General features: G+C 63.1%; 24 protein-coding genes and 1 pseudogene. 20 read left to right on the forward strand and 5 right to left on the reverse strand.

What is annotated here, in order from left to right; translation table 11 throughout:
- The 4 genes and pseudogenes from I6F38_RS25320 to I6F38_RS25335 form a co-directional block, all read left to right on the forward strand.
- Window positions 1-208 (forward strand): annotated as a pseudogene (locus I6F38_RS25320) (IS481 family transposase); the annotation flags it as partial.
- Window positions 209-335: 127 nt separating this feature from the next.
- A complete protein-coding gene (locus I6F38_RS25325) occupies window positions 336-548 on the forward strand; it encodes a hypothetical protein (protein ID WP_225162251.1) in 213 nt (70 codons plus the stop codon).
- 133 nt (window positions 549-681) lie between these two features.
- Window positions 682-1,149 (forward strand): hypothetical protein, encoded by a 468-nt coding sequence (locus I6F38_RS25330; RefSeq protein ID WP_225162252.1) that lies wholly within the window; start codon window positions 682-684, stop codon window positions 1,147-1,149.
- A gap of 187 nt (window positions 1,150-1,336) precedes the next feature.
- The gene (locus I6F38_RS25335; RefSeq protein ID WP_225162253.1) at window positions 1,337-1,519 is read left to right on the forward strand and encodes a hypothetical protein; all 183 of its coding nucleotides are present in this window, start codon (window positions 1,337-1,339) and stop codon (window positions 1,517-1,519) included.
- A gap of 143 nt (window positions 1,520-1,662) precedes the next feature.
- Here I6F38_RS25335 and I6F38_RS25340 read toward each other — a convergent pair whose 3' ends face one another.
- A complete protein-coding gene (locus tag I6F38_RS25340) occupies window positions 1,663-2,868 on the reverse strand; it encodes a transporter (protein ID WP_225162254.1) in 1,206 nt (401 codons plus the stop codon).
- A 226-nt stretch (window positions 2,869-3,094) separates the two neighbouring features.
- On the opposite strand from I6F38_RS25340, the gene I6F38_RS25345 reads away from it, so the two are divergent.
- Complete coding sequence (locus I6F38_RS25345) at window positions 3,095-5,122, forward strand: primary-amine oxidase (RefSeq protein ID WP_225162255.1); 2,028 nt, start codon at window positions 3,095-3,097, stop codon at window positions 5,120-5,122.
- Between the two features lie 140 nt (window positions 5,123-5,262).
- Window positions 5,263-6,480: an AraC family transcriptional regulator gene (locus tag I6F38_RS25350; RefSeq protein WP_225162256.1), complete on the forward strand. Its 1,218-nt coding sequence runs from the start codon at window positions 5,263-5,265 to the stop codon at window positions 6,478-6,480.
- Here I6F38_RS25350 and I6F38_RS25355 read toward each other — a convergent pair.
- Window positions 6,425-6,922 carry a MarR family winged helix-turn-helix transcriptional regulator gene (locus tag I6F38_RS25355; protein ID WP_225162257.1) on the reverse strand — a complete coding sequence of 166 codons (498 nt, stop codon included), beginning with the start codon at window positions 6,920-6,922 and terminating at the stop codon, window positions 6,425-6,427. The two genes, I6F38_RS25350 and I6F38_RS25355, sit on opposite strands and share 56 nt — an antisense overlap.
- A 162-nt stretch (window positions 6,923-7,084) precedes the next feature.
- Here I6F38_RS25355 and I6F38_RS25360 point away from each other — a divergent pair, with 162 nt between their 5' ends.
- The 11 genes from I6F38_RS25360 (at window position 7,085) to I6F38_RS25410 (ending at window position 20,641) form a co-directional block, all read left to right on the forward strand.
- On the forward strand, window positions 7,085-8,818 hold the full coding sequence (locus tag I6F38_RS25360; protein ID WP_225162258.1) for an MFS transporter: 1,734 nt from the start codon (window positions 7,085-7,087) through the stop codon (window positions 8,816-8,818).
- A 15-nt stretch (window positions 8,819-8,833) separates the two neighbouring features.
- Window positions 8,834-11,188, forward strand: coding sequence for a xanthine dehydrogenase family protein molybdopterin-binding subunit (locus I6F38_RS25365; RefSeq protein WP_225162259.1), 2,355 nt, complete (start codon window positions 8,834-8,836; stop codon window positions 11,186-11,188).
- Window positions 11,185-12,027, forward strand: coding sequence for an FAD binding domain-containing protein (locus I6F38_RS25370; RefSeq protein ID WP_225162260.1), 843 nt, complete (start codon window positions 11,185-11,187; stop codon window positions 12,025-12,027). Before I6F38_RS25365 ends, I6F38_RS25370 begins: the two co-directional genes overlap by 4 nt.
- Window positions 12,024-13,178 (forward strand): 2Fe-2S iron-sulfur cluster-binding protein, encoded by a 1,155-nt coding sequence (locus I6F38_RS25375; RefSeq protein ID WP_225162261.1) that lies wholly within the window; start codon window positions 12,024-12,026, stop codon window positions 13,176-13,178. Before I6F38_RS25370 ends, I6F38_RS25375 begins: the two co-directional genes overlap by 4 nt.
- Before the next feature lie 124 nt (window positions 13,179-13,302).
- A complete protein-coding gene (locus I6F38_RS25380) occupies window positions 13,303-14,325 on the forward strand; it encodes an amidohydrolase family protein (protein ID WP_225162262.1) in 1,023 nt (340 codons plus the stop codon).
- Between the two features lie 26 nt (window positions 14,326-14,351).
- Complete coding sequence (locus tag I6F38_RS25385; protein ID WP_276573513.1) at window positions 14,352-15,107, forward strand: Asp/Glu racemase; 756 nt, start codon at window positions 14,352-14,354, stop codon at window positions 15,105-15,107.
- 31 nt (window positions 15,108-15,138) lie between these two features.
- The gene (locus tag I6F38_RS25390) at window positions 15,139-16,005 is read left to right on the forward strand and encodes an alpha/beta hydrolase (RefSeq protein WP_225162263.1); all 867 of its coding nucleotides are present in this window, start codon (window positions 15,139-15,141) and stop codon (window positions 16,003-16,005) included.
- A complete protein-coding gene (locus tag I6F38_RS25395) occupies window positions 15,995-17,053 on the forward strand; it encodes a 2,5-dihydroxypyridine 5,6-dioxygenase (RefSeq protein WP_225162264.1) in 1,059 nt (352 codons plus the stop codon). The genes I6F38_RS25390 and I6F38_RS25395 overlap by 11 nt, the downstream gene beginning before the upstream one ends.
- Window positions 17,046-17,657, forward strand: coding sequence for an isochorismatase family protein (locus I6F38_RS25400; RefSeq protein ID WP_225162265.1), 612 nt, complete (start codon window positions 17,046-17,048; stop codon window positions 17,655-17,657). Before I6F38_RS25395 ends, I6F38_RS25400 begins: the two co-directional genes overlap by 8 nt.
- Window positions 17,658-17,781: 124 nt before the next feature.
- Window positions 17,782-18,444, forward strand: a complete 663-nt coding sequence (locus tag I6F38_RS25405) for a cysteine hydrolase (protein ID WP_225162266.1) — start codon at window positions 17,782-17,784, stop codon at window positions 18,442-18,444.
- Between the two features lie 112 nt (window positions 18,445-18,556).
- A complete protein-coding gene (locus tag I6F38_RS25410; RefSeq protein WP_225162267.1) occupies window positions 18,557-20,641 on the forward strand; it encodes a hypothetical protein in 2,085 nt (694 codons plus the stop codon).
- A gap of 56 nt (window positions 20,642-20,697) precedes the next feature.
- Here the strand turns inward: I6F38_RS25410 and I6F38_RS25415 are convergent, their stop codons facing one another.
- Both I6F38_RS25415 and I6F38_RS25420 read right to left on the reverse strand, forming a co-directional pair.
- Window positions 20,698-21,189 carry a hypothetical protein gene (locus I6F38_RS25415; protein ID WP_225162268.1) on the reverse strand — a complete coding sequence of 164 codons (492 nt, stop codon included), beginning with the start codon at window positions 21,187-21,189 and terminating at the stop codon, window positions 20,698-20,700.
- Window positions 21,190-21,329: 140 nt separating this feature from the next.
- Window positions 21,330-22,463 (reverse strand): MFS transporter, encoded by a 1,134-nt coding sequence (locus I6F38_RS25420; RefSeq protein WP_225162269.1) that lies wholly within the window; start codon window positions 22,461-22,463, stop codon window positions 21,330-21,332.
- A gap of 183 nt (window positions 22,464-22,646) precedes the next feature.
- Here I6F38_RS25420 and I6F38_RS25425 point away from each other — a divergent pair, with 183 nt between their 5' ends.
- Together I6F38_RS25425 and I6F38_RS25430 are read left to right on the forward strand one after the other, a co-directional pair.
- The gene (locus I6F38_RS25425; protein WP_069277387.1) at window positions 22,647-23,441 is read left to right on the forward strand and encodes a helix-turn-helix transcriptional regulator; all 795 of its coding nucleotides are present in this window, start codon (window positions 22,647-22,649) and stop codon (window positions 23,439-23,441) included.
- Between the two features lie 37 nt (window positions 23,442-23,478).
- A complete protein-coding gene (locus I6F38_RS25430) occupies window positions 23,479-24,207 on the forward strand; it encodes an autoinducer binding domain-containing protein (RefSeq protein WP_225162270.1) in 729 nt (242 codons plus the stop codon).
- Window positions 24,208-24,327: 120 nt separating this feature from the next.
- Here the strand turns inward: I6F38_RS25430 and I6F38_RS25435 are convergent, their stop codons facing one another.
- The gene (locus tag I6F38_RS25435) at window positions 24,328-25,788 is read right to left on the reverse strand and encodes an amidase family protein (protein ID WP_346657130.1); all 1,461 of its coding nucleotides are present in this window, start codon (window positions 25,786-25,788) and stop codon (window positions 24,328-24,330) included.
- A 405-nt stretch (window positions 25,789-26,193) separates the two neighbouring features.
- On the opposite strand from I6F38_RS25435, the gene I6F38_RS25440 reads away from it, so the two are divergent.
- Window positions 26,194-26,868: an acyl-homoserine-lactone synthase gene (locus tag I6F38_RS25440; RefSeq protein ID WP_225162272.1), complete on the forward strand. Its 675-nt coding sequence runs from the start codon at window positions 26,194-26,196 to the stop codon at window positions 26,866-26,868.

Raw genomic sequence — 26,868 nt, forward strand, 5'->3', positions numbered from 1 at the left:
GGAGGCAACCGTCCGGCGATACCACTACGAGACCCACGAGCAATTGGAAGATCACCTCGCTGCCTTCCTTGATGCTTACAACTTCGCCAGACGCCTTAAGACCCTGCGTGGTCTCACACCCTATGAAACTATCTGCAAAGCATGGGCCGACGAACCAAACCGCTTCAGGATTGATCCCATCCACTTGACCTCGGGACTGAACACCTAGCGGCTTTGATCTCTCGCGCCGCGACCGGGCGCGCCTCGATCACAAAATTCGGAAAAGACGAAATAAGACTCGACGAAACACCCAACTCACTTTTATCATGGTGCCTTCGGACGGTTAGGTGGTCGTGATGGCAGATCCGCAAGTCAGGTCTTCGGACCTCGTTGAAATCGCTCGCAGAAGCGGTGAGTTTCGCAAGCACTATGGTGTCGTGCTCGGAGCATTTCTGTACCTCAGTTCGATCAGCGCGGCGCGGCCGCGCTCGATCTGGTGGAGCGGGGTGCTGACGGCTCTGATTGGCGCAGCGGCCATGTGGCTCAAGAGCCGGGCGAGCGGCGGCTAGCAAGAGATATCGGGGAGTTTCCTTCGGCAGAACCAGGAAGTCGCTACCGCGATACAGGTACGCTGCGTTGCGTTCAAGAATGGCAACGGAAATATTTACGACGTGGCCGAGTTGGTTGGCGGTGACAGCGGAAATGGCTTCGCCACGCCGCTGTGCCTATGGCACAAACGTCTTCCAGTTTGGCGCCGGCCCGGAGGTGGCAAACGGATGGGCAAGGAGCAATTTCTATCAGGTGTCGTCTGGCACTGGGCAGGCCGCAATCAACCTTCCGACCGCGTCGGGCTCCAGGAACGAGCTCGATTTCGTGGGTGCGATCAGCAGCGACCAGCTATGGTTCGAGCGTTCAGGCGACAATTTGCTCATCGATCTGTTTGACACGAGCACCAGCGCCACGGTCAACGGATGGTTCGCCGGTGCCGCCGTGCAGCTGCAGGAGATCACCGCCGGCGGCCTGAAGATCGATAGTCAGGTTTCTCAGCTGGTCCAGGCGATGGCAACCTACGCCAATAATCCCGGCTTCGATCCAACCAGCTCGAGCATCCACACGGTGCCGAACGACACAAGCCTGCAAGGAACGATGTCCGCGGCGTGGCATGCCTAGCACCGTGTGAGCGGTGGTCTCGGAGTGTCTGGCGGGTGCGGTAGCCGGTTGTGGCGCCGCGCCCGATAGCCAGGTACGGAAATCCGGAACGTGGGTGCCATCTTTTTGTACTCAGAACCCGCACTCTTGCCCTCGCATGCAGACTCACCGTAACTCGGATCGACTGCATCTTGCCAAGGACTTGCCGATGAAACGGTCGAACGGGCTTCCGGACAATGGCTACGCATTGATTGTCGATGGCCAGGTGAAGACGGAGTTCACGACGAGGGAGGGGGCCGTGGCTGGTGCCAGGGATCTGAAGCGGCGCTTTCCAGTGCTGCAAATCCGGCTGTATGATGCCGAAGCGAAGCGGGCCGACGAGTTCGCCTAGTTGCGCGATCCCGCGCGAAAATGAACTCCTGCTCTTCTATGGCACGCTCATGCTGCCGGCTGGGGTTTTCGTAAACCGGGCCGTTCTGCGGCCCGACAGGGTCGATTACTTGCACTGTGGCAAGTACGGCTCGCGCCGGTAAGCTATTTGTGCTGAATGGGCTTCTGGCTGATCGGCGCGTCCGGACTCCAGAGCCGGTAATTCAAGCTGGCAAATATGCTGACACCCTTGCTGATCGAAGCTGGATCGAAGCCGGCGATGGGGGTGCCGCCTGACGCGCTCGCGGAGATCTCGCTCATGGCCCATACGTTCAGCGAAACCGGGCCGAAATCGTAGCCGACCAGTGCGCCTGCCGCCCAGACATTGAAGCGGTTGGTGTTGATCGCGCCGCCGTAAAACGAGCTCGATTTGTCGCCGGTGACCTGACCGACGTAGTACGCGACCGGACCGATCGTCCATTTGCCGATCGTCTTGGTTGCGGTGAACTCCGCGTGCAGGATGTCCCCGCTGGTGTAGCCCGTCAGGGGATTGCGGGTGTTGATCGCGTCGAACACGTTGACCGTGAAATTCCAGCCGTCCTTGAGATAGGAAAGCTGGATGTTTGGCTGGAATATCCACCACGGGGTGCCCACACTGCCGAGACCGTTGGCGCCGCTGGTCGTGCCGGTGGGGGCATAAAGGCCGAGACCGGCTCTCGCGTAGAAGCCGCTCTCTCCGAGTTTCCAGCTCAGTTCGATCGGCGCGATGAAGGTATTGTGGAGACCCGCCGGGTTGATGTTGATGGGATCGCCAAGGTCCGCCATCAGCCATGGCTGCGCGATGACCGCGTCATAGGAGGCCCCAAGTATCGTCCATCCTGGTACCCAGAACAGGCCGGCGGTTGCCGCGGCCGCGTGAACCGTCGTCGGATTGCCATCGATGATTGGAGCGCCCGGGCCAGCAAGCTTTGCCTGATAGGTGAACACCTGATCGAACGCATAGAGGCCGGGAGGGGGATTGGAGGCCGCATTCCCCACGACAAGGCCCGGCTTCTGCGCATAGCCGGCGTAGCCGAATTCAAACGAATGCGCGGATCGAGATGTTAGCGCGCAAGCCGCAACAGTGCTGATCAGCAAAAGCTTCAGCTTCATATTGTTTCCCCCATGTCGGCGTTTGTGCGCCGTGATTAATTTGCATCCCGGAACCGGTTGCCGCGAAATGCGCGGCCGCCGAATTGGTCCGGATGCGCTACAATCTTCGCGGACGGCAGCCGCGCGTCTTGACTTTTCACGCCAATTTGCGCGGGAGCGCGAAGAACTGGCAGTTGGCTGCAATCGCCCGCGCAGCCAGAGTTGCGGCCGTACCGTCAATGTCGCGGAGTCCGATCAGGCGTGAACTGTCAAGTCACGGCGGTCCGCATTGCCTAGAGTCGGTAGCCGAAAGTGTTGATCCGAGCGATCCGGTCGCGCCGATATTGAATGCGGGCGAACGGAAGCGGCGGTCTCGGGGCCAGCGATTGGCGTTCGGGGAGAATTGGAATGGCGGCGCGCAGCGATGGTTGACCGCGTTGGGCCGCACAACGAGACGAGTTTGACGATGAGCAATGAGAGGCGCCAAAAGGTAAAGACAGGCTTGCAGCATCCGCTGGATCCGCTCACCGTCGAAGAAATCGCAGCTGCATGCAATCTGGTTGCGATCACCTCGAGGTCGAGGGAACATTGCAGGTTTCCGATCGTGCGGCTTGAGGAGCCCGGCAAGGAGGATCTTTGCCGTCTACTGGATGGAGGCGCAATTCCGCGGCAAGCGTTCGTCCTGACGCTCGATAGCGCAACTGGGGAGGCCGTCGAGCATATCGTCGACCTGACGCGGGGAGCCGTCGTTCAGAGGAAACCTCTGCGAAATTCAGCGCCGCCCTACGGCCAGCCTCCAATCATGCTGGAAGACGTCATGCGGTGCGAGGAGATCGTCAAGGCCGACCCGGGTTGGCGGGCGGCCATGCGCCGCCGTGGGGTAACCGAGCAACAGATCAAGCTTGTCCAGGTCGACCCGTTCTCATCCGGGTTCTTCGATCGAAGCTTTGAGCAGGGGCGCCGCATTGTCCGCGCCGTGAGTTACTTCCGCGAGGATATCCAGGACAATGGCTATGCGCGGCCGATCGAGGGGGTCGTCGCGGTTGTCGACCTCATCCTCGGCAAGGTGGTGGATCTGTCCGATGATGACCCTGTCATTCCCATTCCCGCAAAGAAGCGAAACTATGCCGCGGCGCTGAACCTGTCGCCGCGCACGGACATCAAGCCGCTCGATATCGAACAGCCCGAGGGTCCGAGTTTCCGCGTGAACGGGTGGCAGGTCGAGTGGCAGAAATGGAGTTTCAGGGTCGGATTCACCCCGCGGGAAGGGCTTGTCCTGCACCAGCTGGCTTATCAGGACGGGGAGCGAAAGCGGCCCCTTATTCACCGTGCCAGCGTCACCGAAATGGTCGTGCCGTATGCCGATCCGACGACCAATCATTATTGGAAATCGGCGTTTGACGCTGGCGAGTATGGCCTGGGTGTCCTCGCGAATGCGCTGGAGCTTGGGTGCGACTGCCTCGGCCACATTCATTACTTCGATATTCCGGCTGCCAGCTGCTTCGGCGAGCCACAAGTGATGAAGAACGCGATCTGCATGCACGAGGAAGATTACGGTATCCTCTGGAAGCATTACGAGTTCCGCAACGGTCTGTTCGAGGTGCGGCGCTCGCGCCGGCTCGTGATCAGCTTCTTCGCAACGGTGGGCAACTATGACTACGGATTCTATTGGTACCTCTACCAGGATGGCACGATCCAGCTGGAAGCCAAGCTGACCGGGATCATTCAAACGGCGGCAGTCCGCGGCGGAGAGGCATATCGATGGGGAGGGATGGTCGATGACAACTTGGCCGGTCCGACCCACCAGCACTTTTTCAATGTCCGCATGCACATGGATCTCGATGGCGGCGGCAACACAGTCACCGAGCATGAATTCGCTCCGCGTCCGTGGGGCGCGGACAATCCATACGGCAATGCCTTTGATCTGAAATCACGCACGCTGTCCCGGGAGCTGGATGCCTGCTCGATTGCCGACGGCCGGGTGGGGCGCTACTGGAAAATCACCAACCCCAATGCGACGAACTCGGTCGGAAATCCGCCGGGCTACAAGCTGATTGTCACGCCGAGCCCGCTGATGCTGGCGCAGGAAGGGAGCTCGGTTCATCGGCGAGCCGGATTTGCGACACGGCACGTCTGGGTGACCGCATATGACCCGGCGCAAAAATATGCCAGCGGCGACTATCCGAATGTCCATGCCGGTGGAGATGGCTTGCCCGCCTATGTTCAGCAAAACCGGAACATTGCAAACGCCGATATCGTCGTCTGGCACACGTTTGGCCATACTCATGTGTGCAAGCCCGAGGACTTTCCGGTCATGCCGGTCGAGTACGCCGGCTTCATGCTGAAGCCGAACGGATTCTTTGCAGCCAATCCTGCCGACGACATCCCGCCGGACCGTAATTCTCGCAGCGTTCAGGTTGGCCTGCACGATGGCATCCGGGACGGCCACCGGGCCGATGTTGCCGATACCTGTTGCCGGACGACGTCAGAGTGAATCTCTCAGTTCGGACTCCAACCTCTTCAAAGCCGCCATCGTCATGGCCGCAAGGACGGCATGACGCCTCGACTTGTCGAAAATCCCGCTCCGTGAGACGCTCCGCGGCTCACGGTCGACAGTTGCAGGCGGAAAGTCCCATGGCGGTGCGGGAGCAGAGCGTGATTTGTGATGCGGCAGCGGATGCGACGCTCGCCGCGGTCGCGTCGAAGGCATACGACGTACGGCTCCTGAAGGCGAAGCTTGGAATCGAGCAGGGCAATCGAACGCCGTCGAAGACGGCGTCCTTCCCGCTTGCAACATTCACTGCGGCCCTGGAAGCGGCAGCGAGCGATCGCGGGGATGGCCTGCTGGGTCTGAAGCTTGGCAAGTCGTTTCAGTTTGAGGGATTCGGCGAGCTTGCAACGCTGGCGCTCGTCGCGGCAACGCTTGGCGACGCGCTCGAGAAGTTCGTTCGCCATTCATCCGTTCTGCAGAGCAACTCGAGCTTTGATGTATCGGTCAGTGGCGATCTTGCCAGGCTTAGCTACGCGATCGTCGATCCTGCGGTGAAGCTGCGGCGTCAGGACGCGTGCTTTACGGTCGCCGTCCAGCATGCCTTTCTTTCAAGAAAGCTTGGATACGAGGTTCGGCCGAGCCTGGTGGAATTTCAGCACACGCCAGAACCGGATGCATCAGACTATCGTGCGCACTTCGGGTGCACCGTGCAATTCGGGAAGCCAGTTAATTCGATCTGCTTTCCAGCGAGGTTGCTCGAAGAGCCAGCCGTGCATGCCAATCCCGATCTCGGTTCACAGCTCGAGGCAATGCTGGCGGATCGAATGCAGTCAATGGCGGGCAGCTTTGATTTTTCCTTTGCCATCGATGCCTGGATGGTTTCGGCATTCTCCGCCGGCACCAGTGTCGAGATCGAACAGGCAGCCAGTGATTTCGGGATGAGCCTTCGGTCATTCCAGCGCAAGCTGATGGAATGCGAGATCAATTACCTTGAAATCCGCAACCGCGTTCGCTGCCGGATTGCGCGACAGCTGCTCAGTGAGACCTCAACGGCGATCACCTCGATCGCGCTCTATCTCGGCTATAGCGAGACCAGCGCGTTCTCTCGCGTGTTCAGGCATTTGACGAATATTAGCCCGTCCAGATACCGCATGCAGGCGAGACCGGCTCATGACGATTGTGATAGCTGGCGGCGCAGCCCGACGTTGGACGGAAACGCATGGCTGATTGCCGGGCGAGAGCCGGCTCCATCATCCCGCGACAGCAATCGGCGATCGGCTGACGGGGCGCGAGAGCGAGCCGTCGTCATTTCGGCTGAAAGGTGGTCCTGCCGAGATGGTTGTTGGCCTCGACGAGCTTGAGCAGCGTCGCCATGAAGGCCTTGCGCTCCTCAGCTGGAAGCGGGGCCAGCAGCCGCGTTTGCGCTCGCTGCATGGCGCCGAACATGTCCCGCGCGACCTTGTCTCCCGCAGGCGTCAGGCGTGCAATGGTCGCGCGGCCGTCATAATCAGCCTTGCGCCGCTTGACCAACCCGCGTTGCTCAAGGCGCCGCAGCACGTCGGCCACATTGGTCCGGTCGATTCCGATCTCGCGTCCGAGCGAGACCTGATCGGTGTCGGGATTCATGCTGAGTGTCGTCAGCAGCGCGTATTGAACAGGCGTGATGTCGTAGGCGTCGCACTCCTCGAAGAATATCGCGTAGTTGATCTGGTGCAGGCGGCGGATCAGAAATCCCGGCCGCGCCCAGAGCGGCATGCTGGCGTAGAACGGTTCGGTGTTCGACGTCTTCGCACGCTTGTCCATTCCCATCATCCTTCGTTCCGATGGCCGCGCCTTGAGGCGACCGTGTCCTTTCTGCCTGCGGGCAGCGACCTGTGGATCACTGGCACAGCTCGGCCGTCGGCCGCAACTGCAACGTCATTTCGAAATAAGAGCTATACTGATCAATGGGTTACGGTTTCCCGAATGCCGAAAGCAGAGCTCGTTGCGCCGCGACGCGGCAGCGCTCGACGACAAAAGGCGCTTGCCAAGGAAAAATACTCAGTATACCCCTCATTTTCAGAGCGCAGCGAAATGCGACTTGGCGATTGCAGCTTGCGGGGGGAGAGAGCGATGACGGAGATTTCGATCGAGCACTCGGCGACAGTGACAGCCCGGGGAGACTGGCGGCTCGTCATTGCATCCACGCTCGGTGGATTGTTCGAGTGGTACGATTTTTACGTCTACGCTGCTTTGGCGGTTCTGCTGTCGGAGAAGTTCTTTCCGCAAGGAAACGAGACGGTCGCTTTCATGGGAACGCTAGCCGCCTTTGGCGCGGGGTTTCTGGTGCGGCCACTCGGTGCGCTCGTGTTCGGGCGCCTGGGGGACGTGATCGGCCGCAAGGTCACTTTTCTGGTGACGATGTCGATGATGGGCATAGCCACGATCGGAATCGGATTGCTGCCGACCTACGCAACCGCAGGAATCTGGGCCACGATCTCGCTTGTCGTGTTGCGCCTGATCCAGGGATTTGCTCATGGCGGCGAGACTGGAGGCGCGGTCACCTATCTCGCGGAGTACGCGCCGGCGGGCCGGCGCGGTCTGCAGACCAGCTTCCTGCAGACGACGGCCGCTTTCGGGCTGACTGTTGCCGTTCTGATCACGCTCGGGCTTCGATCAGTGCTCACGCACGACCAGTTCTCCGATTGGGGCTGGCGCATTCCCTTCCTGATCTCGGTGTTCCTGCTGGCGATGTCGATGTACATCCGAAGCAAGCTCGACGAGACGCCGGTGTTTCGCCGCATGAAAGCGGCAGGCCAGATTTCGCGCAGCCCGATTGCAGAGAGCTTTGGCGCGGCCGACAATCTCCGCAAGGTGGGATTGCTGCTCATTGTCTGTTCCGGCCTTGGAGCGATTTTCGGGACCTGCCTGTTCCACTCGATGTTCTTCCTGAACAAGACCATCGGTCTTCCGATTCAGACTGTGCAGGGCATCGTTTGCACCGCGGTGATCGCAACCGCCCCGCTTTATCTGCTGTTCGGCTGGCTATCCGACCGGATCGGACGCAAACCAGTTCTGCTGGCCGCCTGCCTGCTTTCGGCTGTCACGACGTTCCCGATCTTCAAGGCGATGACGCATTACGGCAATCCAGCGCTTGAGCGCTTTGTCGAGCGGACGCCGGTCGCGGTGGTGGCTGCGGATTGTCAGTTCCGCCTGTTTTCGCCGCCGGCAAGCGATTGCGATCGGATTGCAGCCCAGCTGTCCGACATGGGTGTCAGGTTCGAGGTGGTGCGGACAGGCGATAAAGCCGATGCCGAAGTGCGTGTCGCAGGCCAGGTGCTTTCGAACCTGGATCGCAATGCATTGCGCGCGACGCTGATCGCTGCCGGCTGGCCGGAGAAGGCGGATCCCCAGCAAGTGAATGTCGCGATGCTTGCCGTGCTGGTCTTTCTTCTCGATCTCTATCTCGCGATGATCTTTGCGCCGATTGCTGCCTTCATGGCGGAACTATTCCCGGCGCGGCTGCGCTACACGTCAATGTCCCTGCCGTTTCATCTGGGTGCAGGATGGATCGGCGGCTTCCTGCCGTTCTCAGTCGCGGCCATGAATATTCATTTCGGATCGTTCTACGCAGGCCTCTGGTACCCTGTCGCGATCTCCGCGGTCGTCTTCATTGTCGGTCTCTTTCTCGTGCCCGAGACCTACAAGCGCGTGATGTGAAGGATGGGCGTCGATATGGAGGATACAGCAATCTCGAACGAGGGTATCGGAGCCCGGGTTCTCAGGAAGGAAGATGCGCGTCATCTTCGCGGCCGAGGGCAGTTTGCTGGCGACATCAAGATTGCCGGCATGCAGGAAATCGCATTCGTTCGCAGTCCCGTGGCGCACGCATTGATCACCAGCCGCCGGAAACCGGCGGGCCGCGAGACAGACGTGCTGTTTGCGGAGGATATTGCGAGCGTGCTTCCGATCACGACCCGTTCGTCCATCCCGGGCTACAAGGTGTCGGACTATCCGGCGCTGGCAACGGATCGGGTGCGCTTCGTCGGCGAGATCGTCGCGATGTGCGTGGCGGCAACCCGCGCCCAGGCCGAGGATCTGAGCGAGCTCGCCGAGATCGAATACGCCGAGCTCGAGCCGATCGTGAGCAGTACGGCAGGACGCCGGGCGGACGCTCAGCTCATTCATGAGCGATGGGGCGACAATCTGTTTCTTTCGACCTCGTTCGATCAGGGGATGGAGGAGATCGTTGCGTCGGCGCCGGTCAGGGTCGATCTCGAACTCTCGACCGCCCGGCAGGTCATGCACCCGATGGAAGGCAAGGGGCTGGTTGCCCATTGGGACCATCGGGCAGGGCAGCTCGTGGTGCAAACCTCGACGCAGGTTCCACACATGATCAGGATCGGCCTTGCCGAATGCCTCGGCATACCTCAGGCCATGATCAGGGTGATCGCGCCGGATGTCGGCGGCGGGTTCGGCTACAAATGCATGCTGACGCCTGAAGAGGTGGCGGTGTCATGGCTGGCGCTGACACGAAAGGGAGCATTTCGCTGGCTGGAAGATCGACGTGAACATCTCACCGCCGGCGCCAATGCCAGGCAGCATGAGTACAAGATCACGGCATATGCCGACCGCACCGGGCGCCTGCTTGGGCTTGACGCCGAAGTGGCGATCGACTGTGGCGCCTATTCGGTCTGGCCGTTCTCCGCATGTCTCGAAGCGGCGCAGGCCGGAGGCAATCTGCCGGGTCCCTACGATCTGAAGGCCTATCGCTGCCGCACCTATTCGGTCGCAACCAACAAGCCGCCGTTTGCTCCTTATCGCGGAGTGGCACGGCCGGGAGTGTGCTTTGCGATCGAGGCGACGATCGACGCGATCGCGCGGGCAGTCGGTCGCGAGCCCTGGGAGGTCCGGCTTGAGAACCTCGTCGCCGGGACGGCCATGCCGTACACCAATATTACCGGCAAGCACTATGACAGCGGCGATTATCCGGCCTCGCTCAAGGCGGTCAAGGAGATGATCGGCCTCGATCGCCTGCGCGCGCGGGGCGGCCGCGATGAGCGGGGCAGATATCTCGGTGTGGGATTTGCGACCTACACCGAACAGTCCGCCCACGGCACCAAGGTATTCGCGACATGGGGCTTGCCGCTGGTTCCCGGCTTCGACCAGGCCCAGGTGAAGCTGACCCCCGACGGCGCGCTGGAAGTGCGGGCCGGCATCCACACGATCGGCCAGGGGCTCGAGACGACGCTGGCGCAGATTGCGCATGAGCGAACCGGCGTGCCGCTCCAGCACATCCGCGTGACGCTCGGCGACACGGCGTTGACGCCGTTCTCGACAGGCGCCTATGCCTCGCGCGGCATCGTCATGAGCGGCGGCGCGGTTTCGGTGGCGGCCGGCATCGTTGCCGACCGGATCCGGGCAATCGCCGCGCATCTGCTACAGGCAAGATCCGAGGACGTCATCTTCCAGGCCGGGCGGATCGTCGCCGGCGAGGCCAGCGTCGGTTACGAGGACGTCGGCCGCGCCTGGTATATGCGGCCGGATCAATTGCCCGACAATGTCGACCGGGGCGGATTGGAGGCGGTCGGAGCCTATAAGCCCGCGGTCGATGGCGGCGTGTTTTCCTATGCGAGCCATGCCGCATCGATCGCCGTCGACCCGGAAACCGGCGATGTCGAAATCCTGGACTACGCAATCGTCGAGGACTGCGGCCGGATGGTCAATCCGATGATCGTGGACGGCCAAACCTTCGGCGGCGCGGCGCAGGGCATCGGTACGGCGCTGTTCGAGGAAAGTCCCTATGACGACAATGGACAACCGCTGGCCTCGACGCTGATCGACTATCTGCTTCCGGGGCCGACGGAACTCCCGCGCTTCCGCATCCAGCATATGGAGACGCCATCGCCATACTCCGCCCACGGATTGAAGGGGGTCGGCGAGGGCGGGGCGATCGCGCCTTCCGCCGCGATCGTCAACGCCATCAACGATGCGCTGAAGCCGCTCGGCGCGATCATCGGCCAGATTCCGGCGACGCCCGAACGGATACTGGCTGCCATCGCGGCCGCGAAACCCGGAGCTGCGGCATGAAGCCCGCCGCCTTCACATATTCAAGAGCGCGGTCCGTGGCTGACGCCGTCGAGCAGCTTGCCGCCGCGAACGGCGAAGCCAAGGTGTTCGCCGGCGGGCAGTCGCTCGGACCGATGTTGAACCTCAGATTGGCACGACCCGGCGTGCTCATCGATATCAGGCACATTGCCGAACTGCGGCGCGTCGAGGCGAGCGATCAGCACGTTGCGATCGGGGCCACGGTCACCCACGCGGACATCGAAGACGGCGGTTTCGAAGACGTAACCTGCGGCATGCTCCCCTTTGTCGCGCACGGGATCGCCTATCGCGCCATCCGCAACCGCGGCACGGTCGGCGGAAGCCTTGCCCATTCCGACCCCGCGGCGGATTGGATTTCGACCATGGTCGCGCTGGACGCAACGATTGTTGCGCAGTCGGCAAAAGAGCGAGCGCGGCGGATCGCTGCGGCGGACTTCATCGCCGGCGCGTTCACTTCGACGCTTGGCGCTTCGGAGCTTGTCACGGCCATCGAGCTCCGTCGCTTCTCTCCGGGGGCACGCTGGGGCTACTACAAGGTCTGCCGCAAAACCGGCGAGTTTGCGAAAGCGATCGGCATCTGCGTCATGGACGAAGCCGCTGGCGTCTTCAAGGTTGTCGCCGGAGCGACCGAGGGGCGCCCTATTGTCCTCGGCGAGGCCTCACGCCTGTTGCGCGAAGCCGGTCCGGACCGGGCCATCACTGCTGTGCCTGACGAGATTGGCCAGGTGCTCACGCATCTGACGGCAATCCACCGGCAACAGATGAGCGCGGCGGTATGCCGGAGCCTCGCCCAGCTCGGTAAAGGACGCGCGAAAACATGAACACCCTGGTTGCTGAACTCACGGTCAATGGCGCGCCGGTCAAGGCGATCGCCGAGCCGCGCACCCAGCTGTGCGAAATCCTGCGCGAGACGTTGAACCTGACTGGAACGCATGTCGGCTGCGAGCAGGGGGTCTGCGGTGCTTGCACCGTACTCGTCGACGGCAAACCGCAACGGTCCTGCGTCAGCTATGCCGGCGACTGCTCCGGAAGCTCGGTCATCACGATCGAGGGGTTCGACGAGGATCCCCTGATGGCGGAGCTGCGCGACGCATTCTCGCGTCATCATGCCCTGCAGTGCGGCTATTGCACGCCGGGCATGCTGGTGACAGCGCGCGACATCGTCCTGCGTCTCGGCGAGGTCGCGCCAGGCACGATCAGGGAGGAACTGTCCGGCAATCTGTGCCGATGCACTGGCTATGTCGGCCTCGTGGAGGCGATCGAGGAAGTCTCAAAGGGCCGCAAGCCACAACAAGCGGCATTGATTCCCGCCGTGAAGGTTGCTGCCGCCGTGCAGACTGCGTCGCCGGTTCCTTCGTCCGCACGTCCGGTACGCTCTGTCCCGCAAGGCAATGTCACCCAATCGGACTTACGCAAGGGCTGGTCGCGGATCGAGCAGCATCTCGAAATCGCCGTGCCGCCCGATCAGGTCTGGCAAAAACTCAAGGACATTCGCGATGTCTCGAAATGTCTGCCTGGGGCCGAGATCACCGAGGCCGATGGAAGCGCTCTATCCGGCCGCATGAACGTTGCGCTCGGCCCGATGAAGGTGGCGTTTAGTGGCGATGGGACGGTTGTATTCGACGAGGCGGCGCGATCAGGCCGCATGACGGGCCGCGGCCGGGATACCGGTTCAGGCTCGTCGGCAGAAGGCAAGGTCGAATGGCGTGTCGAGCCCGCGGAGAAGAACGCGGACGCGGCGAGCCGGATCCTTGTCGTGCTGTCGTGGCGTTTGAGCGGACGCCTTGCGCAGTTCAACCGCGGCGGTCTGGTCCAGGACGTCATTCAGCGCCTCGCCTCGATATTTGCAGCCAACCTTGAGGCTTCAATCAAGGGCACCCCGGCGCCGGCAGGCGAGATCAAGTCGCTTGGTGTCCTCGATCTGTTGTGGGGCGTGCTCGTCTCGCGCTGGAGGCGCTGGCGCGGCAAGTAACATCGAGAGCGAATTCCGAAGCAGGCCAAGATGCAACAAGATAGTCAGTATACATCGTAAATAGCGGATCGGCGGACGCCGCTTCGCGCACAGCACTTCACTGGCACAACCGACTGGAAGATCGATGCAATCCCGTATCCGAAAGATCGCTCTGGAAGAGCATTTCATGACGCCCGGCTTCGAAGGCTACTCGGAGACTTTCACGCAGCATTTCGCCGGGCAGGCGGAACGCGATCTGCAGCGCCGGCTCGCCAACCTGTCCGACGAGCGCATCTGTGAGATGGATGCCGCCGGAATCGAGCTGATGGTGCTTTCCCAGACCGGCCCGGGCGTGCAGGTCGAGAAGGATCCGCTCCTCGCTGCGCGAAGTGCAGCACGAAGCAACGACTATCTCGCCGAGGCAATCAGCCGTCACCCGGACAGGCTCGCGGGATTTGCCAGCGTTGCGATGCACGATCCGGCAGCGGCAAGCCGCGAATTGCGCCGCGCGACCAGGGACCTCGGCTTTCTCGGCGCGATGGTGCACGGCCACACGCTTGGTACCTACTACGACAGCCCGGCCTACGACGAGTTCTGGGAAACGCTGCAGGATCTCGACGTTCCGCTCTATCTGCATCCGGCGGATGCCGCCGTACCGCCCGCGTGCTTTGCAGACCATCCCGTGCTGTCCGGCGCGGTCTGGGGCTGGGGTGTCGAAACCGGCACGCACGCCCTGCGGCTGTTGTTCAGCGGGGTGTTCGACCGCTTTCCGCGGGTCCGAATCCTGCTCGGCCATATGGGCGAGGGATTGCCGTTCTATCGCTGGCGGTTTGACAGCCGCTTCGCGGTCTATTCGCAGGGCGTCGAGCTGGCCGGGCCTCCGTCCTCGTATTTCGGCCGCAACATCTTCGTTACCACGACGGGCGTGTGCTCGCCCGCGGTCCTGACCTGCGTGATCGAGGAGATGGGGGCGGACGCGGTGCTGTGGTCGGTCGATTACCCCTACGAATCCGCGCTGGTTGCGGCCGACTTCATCGAGAAGGCGCCGTTGGCGGCGGAGCTCAGGCAGCAAATCTGCTCAGGCAATGCCGAGCGGATCTTGCGGCTGACCGATCGCCGGAGGCCGCTCCGTCATGCCGGTTTGGCGCCGGCCGGCGACGTTCTTTGAAATTTTCAAAAGATGAGAGGTTCTTGATGTCGGCTACTCCCTATCGCATCGGGCAGATCGTTCCGAGCTCAAACCTGACCATGGAAACGGAAATTCCGGCCATGCTGGCGGCGCGGTCGCTGATCCGGCCAGAGCGGTTCACCTTCCACTCGAGCCGCATGCGCATGAAGACGGTCCGGAAGGACGAACTCGCCGCGATGGACGCCGAATCCGATCGGTGCGCCCTCGAGCTCAGCGACGCCCGCGTCGATGTTCTCGGCTATGCGTGCCTCGTTGCGATCATGTCGATGGGGCATGGCTACCATCGCGCGTCGCAGGAGCGGCTGCACGCCGTGACCGAGACCAATGGTGCGGCGGCCCCCGTGGTGACGAGCGCCGGCGCGCTGGTCGATGCGCTCGCCGTTCTTCGCGCACGCAAGATCGCGCTCGTGGCGCCCTACATGCGACCACTGACCGAGATGGTCGTTGCCTATCTCGAGAATGAGGGGATAGCCGTGCAGGATTGGCGCGCGCTCGAGATAGCAGACAATATCGAGGTTGCGCGGCACGACCCGTCCCGGCTGCCGGGAATCGTCGCGGGGCTGCACACCGACGATGTGGACGCGATCGTACTCTCCGCATGTGTGCAGATGCCGTCGCTGCCTGTCGTGGCGGAAGTCGAGGCCCAGGCGCGGCGGCCGGTCCTGACTGCGTCGATTGCGACGACCTATGCCATTCTGAAGGCCCTCAATCTCGAGCCGGTCGTTCCGGGCGCCGGCGCGCTTCTTTCCGGCGCCTATTAGAGGTCGCGGCGAGCATGAGGGACTCCAGCCAATGACCACATTCCTGTACGGCGCCAACGCGTATTCCAACGGAATCCGCCAGCACTATTTGCGCTATGGCGGACGGCGGAAGAGCGGCGATGAAGATCGTGATCCAGTGATCGTCTTGCCGGGAATCACAAGTCCCGCGGCGACATGGGGGTTCGTCGGTGAAGTGCTTGGGCGCACCTTCGACACATACATCGTCGACATCAGGGGACGGGGCCTGTCGGAGGCCTCCCCCGCACTCGACTACAGCCTCGATGCGCAGGCCGATGACGTGCTTGCGCTGGCGCGGGCGCTGGAGCTGCCGCGGTTTTCCCTCGTCGGTCACTCCATGGGCGCGCGCATCGCCATTCGCGCCGCGCGGCAACGACCAAGGGGGCTTGCCCGCGTCGTGCTGGTCGATCCTCCGGTCTCGGGTCCGGGCCGCCGGCCATATCCGGCGGATCTCAACTGGTACGTCCAGTCGATCGCGCTGTGCCGCGGCGGAGCTGGACCAGAGGACATGCGGGCGTTCTGTCCATCCTGGACCGAAGAGCAGCTCAGGCTGCGGGCTGAATGGCTGCACACCTGCGACGAGCGCGCCGTCCGCTGCAGCTTCGAAGGATTCCATCTGGACGATATCCACGTGGACCTGCCGCGTCTTGCTGCACCGGTCCTGTTGATCGCCGCCGGGCGGGGCGACGTCATCCGGCAAGCGGATATCGAGGAGATGTCCGCGCTCGTGCCCGCGATGCGGGTCGCTCGTGTGCCGGCCGCCGGCCACATGATCCCCTGGGACGACGAGGCCGGCTTCTATGAGGCATTCGGCGACTTTCTGGGGGCGGAGATCCAACCTTCAAGTCAATCACAAAGGAGAAACCAACATGCCGGTTAGCGACCACGAACTGATCGAGGCCTGGAAGGAAGTCCTGACGCTCTCCAAGCTCGAGCAAGGGCAGACCGTCACCGTGCTGACCAGCACGTCGACCCATCCGCAGACGCTTTCGACGGCGATCCTCGCGGCTCGCGCAATGGGCGCCGTGGTCAATCGCCTCGATCTTCCGCCGGTGAACGGCGAGAAATCACTCAGCCGGGATTCTCTTGCCTATCTCGGCACCACGCCGCTGACCGGCAACCGCGCCGCCATCGCAGCGCTCAAGGAAAGCGATCTCGTGCTCGATCTCATGACCTTGCTGTTCTCTCCGGAACAGCACGAGATCCTCAAATCGGGCACCAAGATCCTCCTGGCCGTCGAGCCGCCGGAGGTCCTCGCCCGCATGGTCCCATCCAAAGCCGACCAGTCGCGTGTAAAGGCTGCCGCGGTAAAACTCGGCGCCGCGAGGGAAATGCACGTGACGTCGGAAGCGGGGACCGACGTCAGATTCCGGCTCGGACAATATCCGGCGATCAGCGAGTATGGCTTCGTCGACGAGCCCGGCCGCTGGGACCACTGGCCGAGCGGTTTCGTCCTGACCTGGGCCAATGAGGGCGGATCCTCCGGAACGATCGTGCTCGACCGCGGCGATATCCTGCTGCCGATGAAATCCTATGTGCAGGACCGCATCACCTTCACCATCGCCGACGGCTATGTCCGGGAGATCGCAGGCGGCCTCGATGCCGATATCCTGCGCGACTACATGGCATCCTACAACGATCCAGAGGCCTATGCGATGTCGCATATCGGCTGGGGCCTGCAGCCGCGGGCGCGCTGGTCGACGCTTGGCATGTACGACCGCGAGGCGACCATCGGCATGGACGCGCGGGCGTTCGAAGGCAATTTCCTGTTCTCCTTCGGTCCGAACAATGAGGCCGGCGGAAGCAGGACCACGGCCTGCCACATCGACATCCCGATGCGCAATTGCACCGTCGCGCTCGATGGCAGCGAGGTTGTGAGACGGGGGCAGGTGCTCGACACGGAGCGGGAGCGCAAGGCACATGCATGACGACGAGGCGACCTATGCGCGCCAGGGCTTCGGCCACGAACTGCCGTTGCAGAGCCCCTTCGGGCTCCTGATCGTGGACTTCGTCAGCGGATTCGCCGATCCCGCCGTGTTCGGCGGCGGGAATATCCCTCAGGCGATCGAGCGCACCACCCAATTGCTCGCCGGCGCGCGGGCGCGGCGATGGCCGATCGCGCATTCGCGGATCGTATTCGCAAACGATGGCGCGGACCGGAATGTGTTCGCGCGGAAGGTCCCCGGCCTGCTGTCGCTGACGGAGACGGACGTCAGGAGCGCGATCGTCCCGCAGCTGGCGCCACAGGATGGCGAGCTCGTCGTCCGCAAGACCGTGCCTTCCGCGTTCTTCGGAACATCGCTCGCCGCCTGGTTCACCCAGCATTCGGTACGGACGCTTCTCGTGGCCGGATGCGTGACCAGCGGTTGCGTCCGGGCGAGCGTCGTCGATGCCATGTCGCACGGGTTTCTGCCGGTCGTCGTCGAGGATTGCGTCGGCGATCGGGCGATCGAACCGCACCAGGCAAGCCTGTTCGACATGCGTCAGAAATACGCGTCGGTCCGCCCGCTCGGCGAATTGTCGGTTCTCTGACGACGGGGATCGCCGAAAGACAGCTCGCGTTACGGCAAATCGAGGAGGAAGCAGTTCGAATGCCAGTGCCAGTGAAAGTCTATCGATACCGTCAGTATACATCGTATCACCAGGGGAGATTGCAATGCAGACCAGACTTTTGACGACGATCCAGGATGTTGCGGAACCAGCCCACTCCGCACTCATCATCGTGGATCCGCAGCACGATTTCTGTTCGGAGAAGGGCGCGATGGCGCAGCGCTTCGGCTTCGACATGAAGGAGATCAGGGAGGCCGTCCCGAAGCTCAACGCGCTGATCGAGGCGTGCCGCGCGGCCGGCGTGATGGTTGTTTGGGTGCGCGAGGTGTTCAGCGACGACAAGATGCACGCGAACCAGAAGGCGCTCTGGGGCAGCGGCGACGATATCTGGCTGATCCGCGAGGATGGTGACGGGATTGCCTGGTACGACGGCATGATTGCTCCGGCACGCGGCGAGCGTGTCATCACCAAATGGCAGTATGACGCGTTTGCGGATACCGAGCTGCATCTGCTGCTGCAAAGCCGCGGCATCAAGACGCTGCTGATGGCGGGCTTCACCACCAATGTGTGCGTCGAGACCACCGCCCGTCACGGATACATCAAGGGTTACCATATCGTGCTGGCCTGCGACTGCGCGGGCGCACCGACGCGCGCGGAGCATGAGGCCGGCGTGTTCAACATCAAGACCTATTTCGGACATGTCGCAACCGGCGCCGATCTCGCGGCGATCTGGAGCCGCAGTTCTTCTGCTGTCCGCGCGAGGTCCTGACGGAAGTCTCGAAACCGACCTTGCGGCCGCGCCTGCGGCCTTGAGGAGACCACCGGCGCCGCGTTCAAGGCGGGCAGACCGAACGACAATGACATCACCAGGGAGGTTTTCAATGAGCGATACAGATTGGGTAAAAGGCATACCCTCGACCATGACGGCGATTTCCGCGGCGCACTTCGCCTTGCTCGAGGCCAACATGGCCTTGCCGGAGCGAGGAATCGAGCAGGCGGGCTATCACGATCGGATCCGGCTGATCGATGCGGCGGTCCTCGAGCTGACAGCCGGAAAGTGGCTATACAACCGCGCGACCGGCGAATGCGCTGATTACGCCGCGAGAACTTCGTCGGCGGACGACCTTGCGGCTGCGCGCAGACATCTAAGAGAAGCCGAGCGGCTGGCGGATGCCAGCCATCGGCCGACACCGGCCGCGATCGCCGAGGCGGCGGCGCGCGCGGGCCACTTGTCCAGCGAAGGCCGGGAGATCCTGCACTATCAGGGCGTGCCGGTCGTGCCCTCCATCTGTCCCATTGTCATCCTGCGTGGCAGCTCCCGGCAGATGGGCGCGCAATATGTCGAGCAGTGCGTGCAGATCTTCGGGCCATTCGTGTTCGAACATCTGCGACGCCGTCCGATCGCAGGCGAGACCGAGCGCGTCATCCGGTCCTGGGAGGAACAGATGCGGCGTCATACTCCCGAGCTGCTCGAAATGGCCAAGGGCATGTCGGAGGCGGCGCGGCGATTGGGAATCGTATTGAGCTATGAGCACGCGCTCTCGATGTGGACCGACCTGCTTCCGCCGGCCACCGAGCCGATGGCGATGGGGGTTCTCGACGCCGAAGGCGGGGACCGCTTCGCGGGCTATCTCGCTCGCCGGTTCGTGCCGGCGGGAGACATCTTCGAAGCCGGCACCTGCTCGGGCGCGGCCGCCTGGGGCGCGGCAACGCAGTCAGGCCGCTCTTGTTTCGCCTCATCGACAGATCACGACTACACGTTCCAGGTCACGATCGTGGCCTATCCGGATGACGGACATCCATTTGTCTACACGCCGTTCTCGGTGAACGGCTCGATTCCCGGGCTGGGACGGTTCGGCCTCTCGGGCCACCCGGGGATGAATACCGCCGGCGTCGCCTACGTTCATCATGGCGGCTACGAGAGCTGCGCCGAGCCGAGGGAGACCTGGGGCTATGGTGTGCCCCGGGGTGCAACGACGATGCACATCCTGCGCTATGCGGGCAGCGCCCGTGAAGCCAGGGAGATGGAGCTCGGCTATCCCGTCGGCGACACCGGGCGAATCCTTGGAACGGCGAGCGGGTTCTACATGGACGACGGCTATGCCTATGTCCTCGAGGACCGCACGCCCGGACGTCCGATCGTCCGGGAGCAGACGCAGGGCAGGAACGGCGAGCGCTACGACTTCCTTTACGCCACCAACAACCTGCTCAGTCCCGAGCTCGGCGACGCGTTTTGCCCGCCCGCCGGAGGCTACAGCTATGAGCTCGAGGCCGGCTGGTTCACGCTCAGCCCTGAGGGCCGAGGCCAGGCCTCTCCAGGCGTCATCACGCGCCAGATGTGCACGGCCTCGAGCTTCGGACGCAATCGCTACCTGCATCGCGAGCTCGTCGCGCGAAACGGCGCCATCACGCCGGAGCGCATGCTGAGCCTGTTTCGCCAGGGGCCGCAGTTCCCGATCACGGGCTGGGATCGGGCGGGAAGCCGCATGCCGCAAGGGCAGCTATTGGACGCATCGGTCGGCGGCCGGCATAACGCCTTCATCGCCTATGGCGAGGCTTCTTCCGGCCGCTACGGCGGTGCGGTAGGCATGCTGGCGCCGCGCAACGTGTCCACCAACGGCCCGGCGCACGGCTTCTGCTATCATGACGAGACCGGAGCGCTTTGGGACATTCGGCTGGCGGCGAGCCACGAGGACATGGTCGACGAGGCGCATCGCATGGCCGAGCAGGACATCGCTCACGCCTCGGATCTTTTGGCATCCCATCGATCTGCGGAGGATGTCGCCTTCCTCGAGGGCCTGCTCGACCGGGCCAATTCCGAGCTTGAAGCCGGACTCCAGGCCGCACCCGGCGAGCGCGGCACGTCCTCCGACCCGGAACTCGCGTGTGACGCATTCAAGAGCCGCTCCTTCACCCGCGCCCAGGTTCGCGCGCGACAGGTGATCAACGCATTCAAGTCAGTGTAAGCGAAGCGAAAAATGAGGCGTGGGGCATGCTCGCGCCTCATTTTCCTGTCGCGGCATCATCGATCAATCATGGCGGAGGAGGCATCATCGAGAAGTTCGCTGCGCAGCTGCGTCAGGATCCGGCAGAAAACGGAGGCCGGAAGCGACGTCGTCGGAGATTCCGCGCCCGCGCCTGGTTCGTGGATCAGCGTCATGCCTGCAGTGGATTTAAGGGCCGCACGCAACCCCTCGCACTGCACGATGCGCGCACGAATGGCGCGCTCGATCAGGCGGTGATGCTCGTCGGAGCCATAGGGAATGCGGTTGCCCTGCCAATAGGCGCCGCTGCGGTCCGCGGTTTCGCCAAGATATTTCGCGGGCCAGCCGCTCGACTCGAACGCGGCCCTTCGATTGATGTCGTCTTCGGCGAATTTGATGCCCTGGATGAAGCCCTCGACGGAAGCGTAAAGGGCCCCCTCCAGGACGAATGGAGACAGCACAAAGTTCGAGAGCGCCAGCCCGCGCCAGTCGGACGATGCGCTCGAGATGTTCAGGATCTTCTGGGTCATTTTCGTTTCGCCTCGATGGGAAGAAGCATGCCCGGGATGATTGGGCGAAAATCCTGGCTGGACATGCTCGCCGCGGGCCAACGCATCGCCCGTCATGCTGTCGACGGTCGGTACATTGCGGAGGTCTCGCCGGAGTGCATTCACGCGGCCGGTTTGGCGGCAGCCGCGCCGATCTGCAGCGCGCGCCCGGCAAGTGCTCCAAAGCCGGCCATGGCTGCAGCTAGAACGAGGCACGCCGCAAGTGGTATGGTCCAGCTGCCGGAGATGTCGTGCGTCTTGCCGGCCAGCGGAGGTCCGAACGCCGCAAGAAAGTATCCGACGCTTTGCGACATTCCGGAAAGTGCCGCCGCGCGCCGTGCGGTGTCGACGCGAAGGCTCATGAACATGAGCGCAAGTACGAGGCCGGCTCCGGATCCCGCGCCGAAGCTCATGGCCCATGCGGCTGACCAGGCCGGCGCCAGCAGGAAGCCCAAGACGCCGAGGGCCATGAGCGCGGCGGTTGCGACGGCCAGGCCGGACTGGTCCTTCATACGACCAACGAGCGGCGCCAGCAGAAAGCCGGGGAGCACCGCCGCGATCTGCATCAGGCCCTGTAACGTGCCGGCCTGTGCGGGGGAGAAGCCAAACGCAGTCAGCATCGACGCAAGCCAGCTGACGAGGACGTAGTACATCAAGGAGTTGGTACCCATGTACATCGTCACCTGCCAAGCAAGCGCCGATGACCAAATGGGCCCGCCGGGTGAGCCCGGGCGCGTGTCCTTCGACGGCGTTGTGTGCTGCGCCAACTGGGGCAGCCAGAGCAGGATCGCGACGAGAGGGAAGACGATCGACGCGGCAAGGGCGAGCGGCCATCCTGATCCCGGAAGGCTGGCAAGCGGCACGACCGTCGCCGATGTCGCCGCAGCGGCCGTGGCGGTCGCGACTGCGCAGGCGCCCGTCATTGCCGGGGCCTTGTGGGCAAAATCGCGCTTGGCGAGGCTCGGCAGCAGCACGTTGCCGATGGCGATGCCGGAGCCGATGACCCAGGTGCCGAGATACAGGCACGAAACCGGGCCAAGAGATCGGACGACGAGGCCGCAGGCGATAAGGAACAGCGCCGCAAACAAGGCACGTTCGAGGCCATACGCGCGGGCGATCAGGGGAGAGATCGGCGAGATCGCGGCGAATGCAAGCAGCGGCAACGTCGTCAGAATGCCTGCCTGTGCCGCGGTCAGGCCGAATGTGTCCTGGATCATGATCAGGACCGGCGCGGCGCCGACGATCGGCGCCCGCAAGTTGGTGCCGATCGAAAGCAGACCGAGGACAAGCAGCGCGGGCTTGCCGCGTTGCGCGCGATCTGATTCACGAATGCTCATGTGTCGGGGCCTCAGTGGTTTTGGAGGCCCTGACTACACAGCCGCAACTCCAGTGAATTCAGCGGTAGCGACAATCGATCGCCAAAAGTGGACAAAGTAACCATGTCACTCGAGCTCTCGCTACGGAAGTTCGATGCGAAAAAGCTGAGAAGCCCCGCGATCGCAATGCGGGTCGATGTGTCCGATCACAAGGGCGAAGGACCGCTGCACCGGCACAGCCAGGGACAGCTCGTCCTGGCACTGAAAGGCGGCGTAACCTGCGAGGTCGCGAATTCGATCTGGATGGTCCCGCCGACCTGCGCGGTGTGGGTGCCCGGTGGCATGATGCACAGCATTCGCGCGACTGCCAACGCCAGGATCTGCTTCCTGTTCGTCAAGCCGGGCGCCGCCGCGTTGCCGGTCGAATGCTGTACGCTGTCAATCTCCCCCCTGATCCGCGAACTGATCCAGCATCTGGCCGACCTGACGCAGGAGTTCAGGATCGACAGCCCGGCCGGCCGCCTGGTCGGCGTGCTGCTGGAGCAGCTTGTGCTCATGCCGATCGAAAGGCTGCATTTGCCGATGCCGCAGGACAGGCGCATTCGCAAGATCGCCGAGATGCTGTCCGAAGATCCCGCCGACCGCAGCACGTTCCCGACCTGGGCAAGCCGGGTTGCGATGAACGAGCGCTCGCTGTCACGGCTCATGCACAGGGAGACCGGGCTGAGCTTCGGGCGCTGGCGGCGGCAGCTGCACCTGATCGTTGCGCTGCGCGAGCTGTCCGCCGGCGCGACCGTTCAGGAGGTCTCGGGCACGCTCGGCTATGAATCGGTGACCGCTTTCATCACGATGTTCAAGAAGGCTCTCGGCAAGCCGCCGGCGAAGTATTTTGCCGACATGCAGCAATCGCGCTGGTAAGGACGGTGGTCCCTCGCGTCCAGGAAAGCCCCCGTTGATGGCCACGATCGAACGCGCGTTTGAGGAGTTTGCGGATGGCATCCATGCCGCGGAAGATGGACGCGGGTTCGAACGCGTTGCGCGGCGCGTGGCAGAGCGCCTTGGGTTCCGCTGGTTTGCCTATCTCTGCCAGGCAGGGGATGTCACTACCGTGATCTCGTCCTATCCGAGATCCTGGACGCGCCGGTACATCGAGCGCGGATATGCCAGGCTCGATCCGGTGGTGCGCCGCGCGGCCGGCAGCCGCTCGGTGTTCAGCTGGAATGGCGCATTGTCTTTGAGAGCGACCTCGACGGCACAGCGGCGCTTCTTCGACGAAGCGGCGACCTTCGGGGTCAAATCGGGAATCACCGTTCCGGTCAGAGCCGGGTTTGGACGAACGGTTGCCTTCACGCTGGCAACGGACGCGCCGGCACCGGCGACAGATGCCCTGCTCGAAGCGGACGGGGACATCGTCCAGCTGATCGGCCTGTATTTCCATGCGCATCTCGCCGCAAAGCGTCGCTCGCCGGATGCCGATCGTCGCGCAAGGAGCCTGCTCACCCAGCGTCAACTTCAGTGCCTCGCGTGGGCAGCGCAAGGCAAGAGCGCGACGGATATCGCGGTGCTCGTCGATATCGCCCCGCGAACCGTGATCGATCATCTCGAAAAAGCGCGGCGCAAGCTCGGCGCGACGACGACGGCACAATGCATCGCGGAAGCGTTACGGCGCGGTCTGTTGCCTTAAGCGCTAGGGACGACATGCCGGTCGCGGGGCATTGCGAGAGGAGCTTCCGCACACCCGGTCAATGGTCAGGCGGGCGGGAAATGGCCCGCCCGCGGAACAATCAATGACAGCGCGGCTATCCTAGGCCTCGAAGCCGGCAAGGGGTGGCCAGCGATCCTGCCACGGCTGCGCCTCTTCATAGGCGGCCGCTGCGCGGAGGACGGCAGCGTCGTCGCGCCAGGGGCCGACGATCTGAAGACCCACGGGCAATCCGTCCTTGGTCCAGCCGGCAGGGACCGAGATCGCCGGATGACCTGTCAAATTGAAGAGCGATGTCAGCCCGAGATGCTCGAAGACCGTGTCGATCTTCACCCCCGCAATCTCGCGCGGGTAGCTGATCTCGATCGGGAATGCCGCCGTCGGCGTCGTGGGCGTTACGAGCAGGTCGTAACGCTGGAACAGATCCTGCACGCGCAGGTAAGCCGATGTCTGGACCAGTTCGGCCTTGGTGAGGTGGGTCGCCGTGCGGCTTCGTGAAAGCTCGGCCCGCCAGACCACCTCCGGGTCGAAGTCGTCTGCATGATCGGGAAGGTATGCATCGACATAGGCTGCACGGCGACTGGCATTGATCAAGCCGTAAGCCTCGATCGTGTCGCTGAAGTCGGTCGTATCGATCTCGACCCTGCAGCCGAGCTCGACGAATGCGGCGAGTGCTCCTTCGCAGACATCCCGAACGGCCGGATCCACGGGAACACAGCCGATGTCGCTCAAATAGCCGATACGCCGGCCCTTGATCGATCCCCTTCCGGCGACGCTTGCGCTGAACCCGCCTGCGCCATCGCAAAGCGCGCGGGGATCACGATCGTCGGGTCCCGCCATGACGTCCAGCATGAGCGCCGCGTCGGCGACCGTCCGCGTGATCGGGCCGTGGCACCACATCACGGCGTGCCAGAGCAGATTGTCCGGGTAGATCGGGATGCGTCCGTTGGAGGGCTTCAGGCCAACCACGCCGCAAAGTGCAGCCGGGCAGCGGATCGATCCGGCATGGTCGCTTCCCTCGGCCAGCGGAACGAGGCCAGCCGCCACGGCCGCGGCGGCTCCTCCGCTTGAGCCGCCGGGCGTAAGCGCAAGGGCCCAGGGATTGCGTGTGGCACCGAAGATCTTGTTGTCGGTCGTACATTTGGCGCCGAACTCGGGCAGATTTGTCTTGCCGATGAGCACGCCGCCTGCTGCGCGCAGCCGCTCGGCAACGAGCGAGTCCTGAGCCGGAACGTGCTCTGCAAACAGCTTCGATCCGTAGGTCGTGCGTATGCCCCTTGTCAGCGTGGCGTCCTTGAGCGCGTAGGGAATCCCGTGCAGCGAGCCGAGCTCATGCCCGCGCATGACCGCGTCTTCTGCCTCGCGGGCTTGCCGCCGCGCGTCGTCCTCGATCAGGGTCACGAATGCGTTGAGCCCGGGATTGAGACGGTTGATCCGCGCCAGCACGGCGTCGGTTACATCGACCGGCGAGACCTGTTTCGACCGAATGGCTGCCGCCAGATCGGTCGCGGGCATTGCACATAATGCATCGCCTGCGTCTGCCCGCTTGTTCGCTCTTGTCATCTGCTGGCTCCGTTCTCAATTGTCGTCTGGTGTTGATTGCAGGATCGTCCTCAAGCGGCAGGCAGCCGCGTACGGACAATCCTCGGCTGAGGTTTCGGCTGCGGGAGCCTGCTCATCGACCTGAGCCTAGCGCTCTGCGCGCGGCATGAATTCATCGATACCGACAATTCGTATGCAAGACTCGACAAAGTGCATTGTCGGCGTTGAGCGCGGCAGGGCGACCAGCGAACAGTCGTCGGAACGTCGAGCGATCAGTCTGGAATGCTTCCAGATCAAGGCGTGTTGGCTGACGCTTGATGACGTTGGACCAACTCACCTAGAGGTTGAATGCACCTGTAAGAATCACCAGTCGCTCCCTCCGTATCAATTTGATTTCGTGACGGGCGTTCGCTCGGGAGAAGCCCCATGCACGTCGTCGCCATCTCAGCTCATCACGTCGCCCGACACATCGAGTTGCTTCGGGAGATGTACCGCCTCCGATATCGCGTCTTCAGGGATCGGCTCAATTGGGATGTGTCGGCTTCGGGCAAGCTTGAACTCGACCTGTTCGACACCCTCGGCCCCGACTACCTGATCGCTCTCGACCAGGGGCAGGTGGTCGGGTGCGTGAGGCTGTTGCCGACGACGGGGCCAACGATGCTCGCAGAAACGTTCCCAGCGTTGCTGGGTGACCGACAGGCACCGCGGAGCGAGAGGATCCTTGAGAGCTCGCGCTTCTGCGTCGACACGCGGAGCGGCAGTGCGCGTGCAACGAATGGCGTTGGCCGCGTCACATTCGTACTGTTCGCGGCCATGATCGAATATCTGGATGCCGCCGGCGCCGACGCCATCGTGACCGTGACCGATGTCCGCATGGAACGCATTCTGCGACGCGCCGGATGGCCGCTCGATCGCATCTCGCCGCCGCAACGGATCGGTGAGACGATAGCCTTGGCCGGCTTCCTCCACAGGGCGACCGAAACGCGGCTGGCCATGTATGAACGTGCCGGTATCGAGGGGCCCGTTCTCTCCGAGCCGGCCTTGCCGCGTGATCTGGGGACGATCACGCTCTCGTTCCGCGATGGATCTCATGGACCATAG

The sequence above is a fragment of the Bradyrhizobium sp. BRP56 genome (assembly GCF_020194035.1).
Lineage (GTDB): Bacteria > Pseudomonadota > Alphaproteobacteria > Rhizobiales > Xanthobacteraceae > Bradyrhizobium > Bradyrhizobium australafricanum.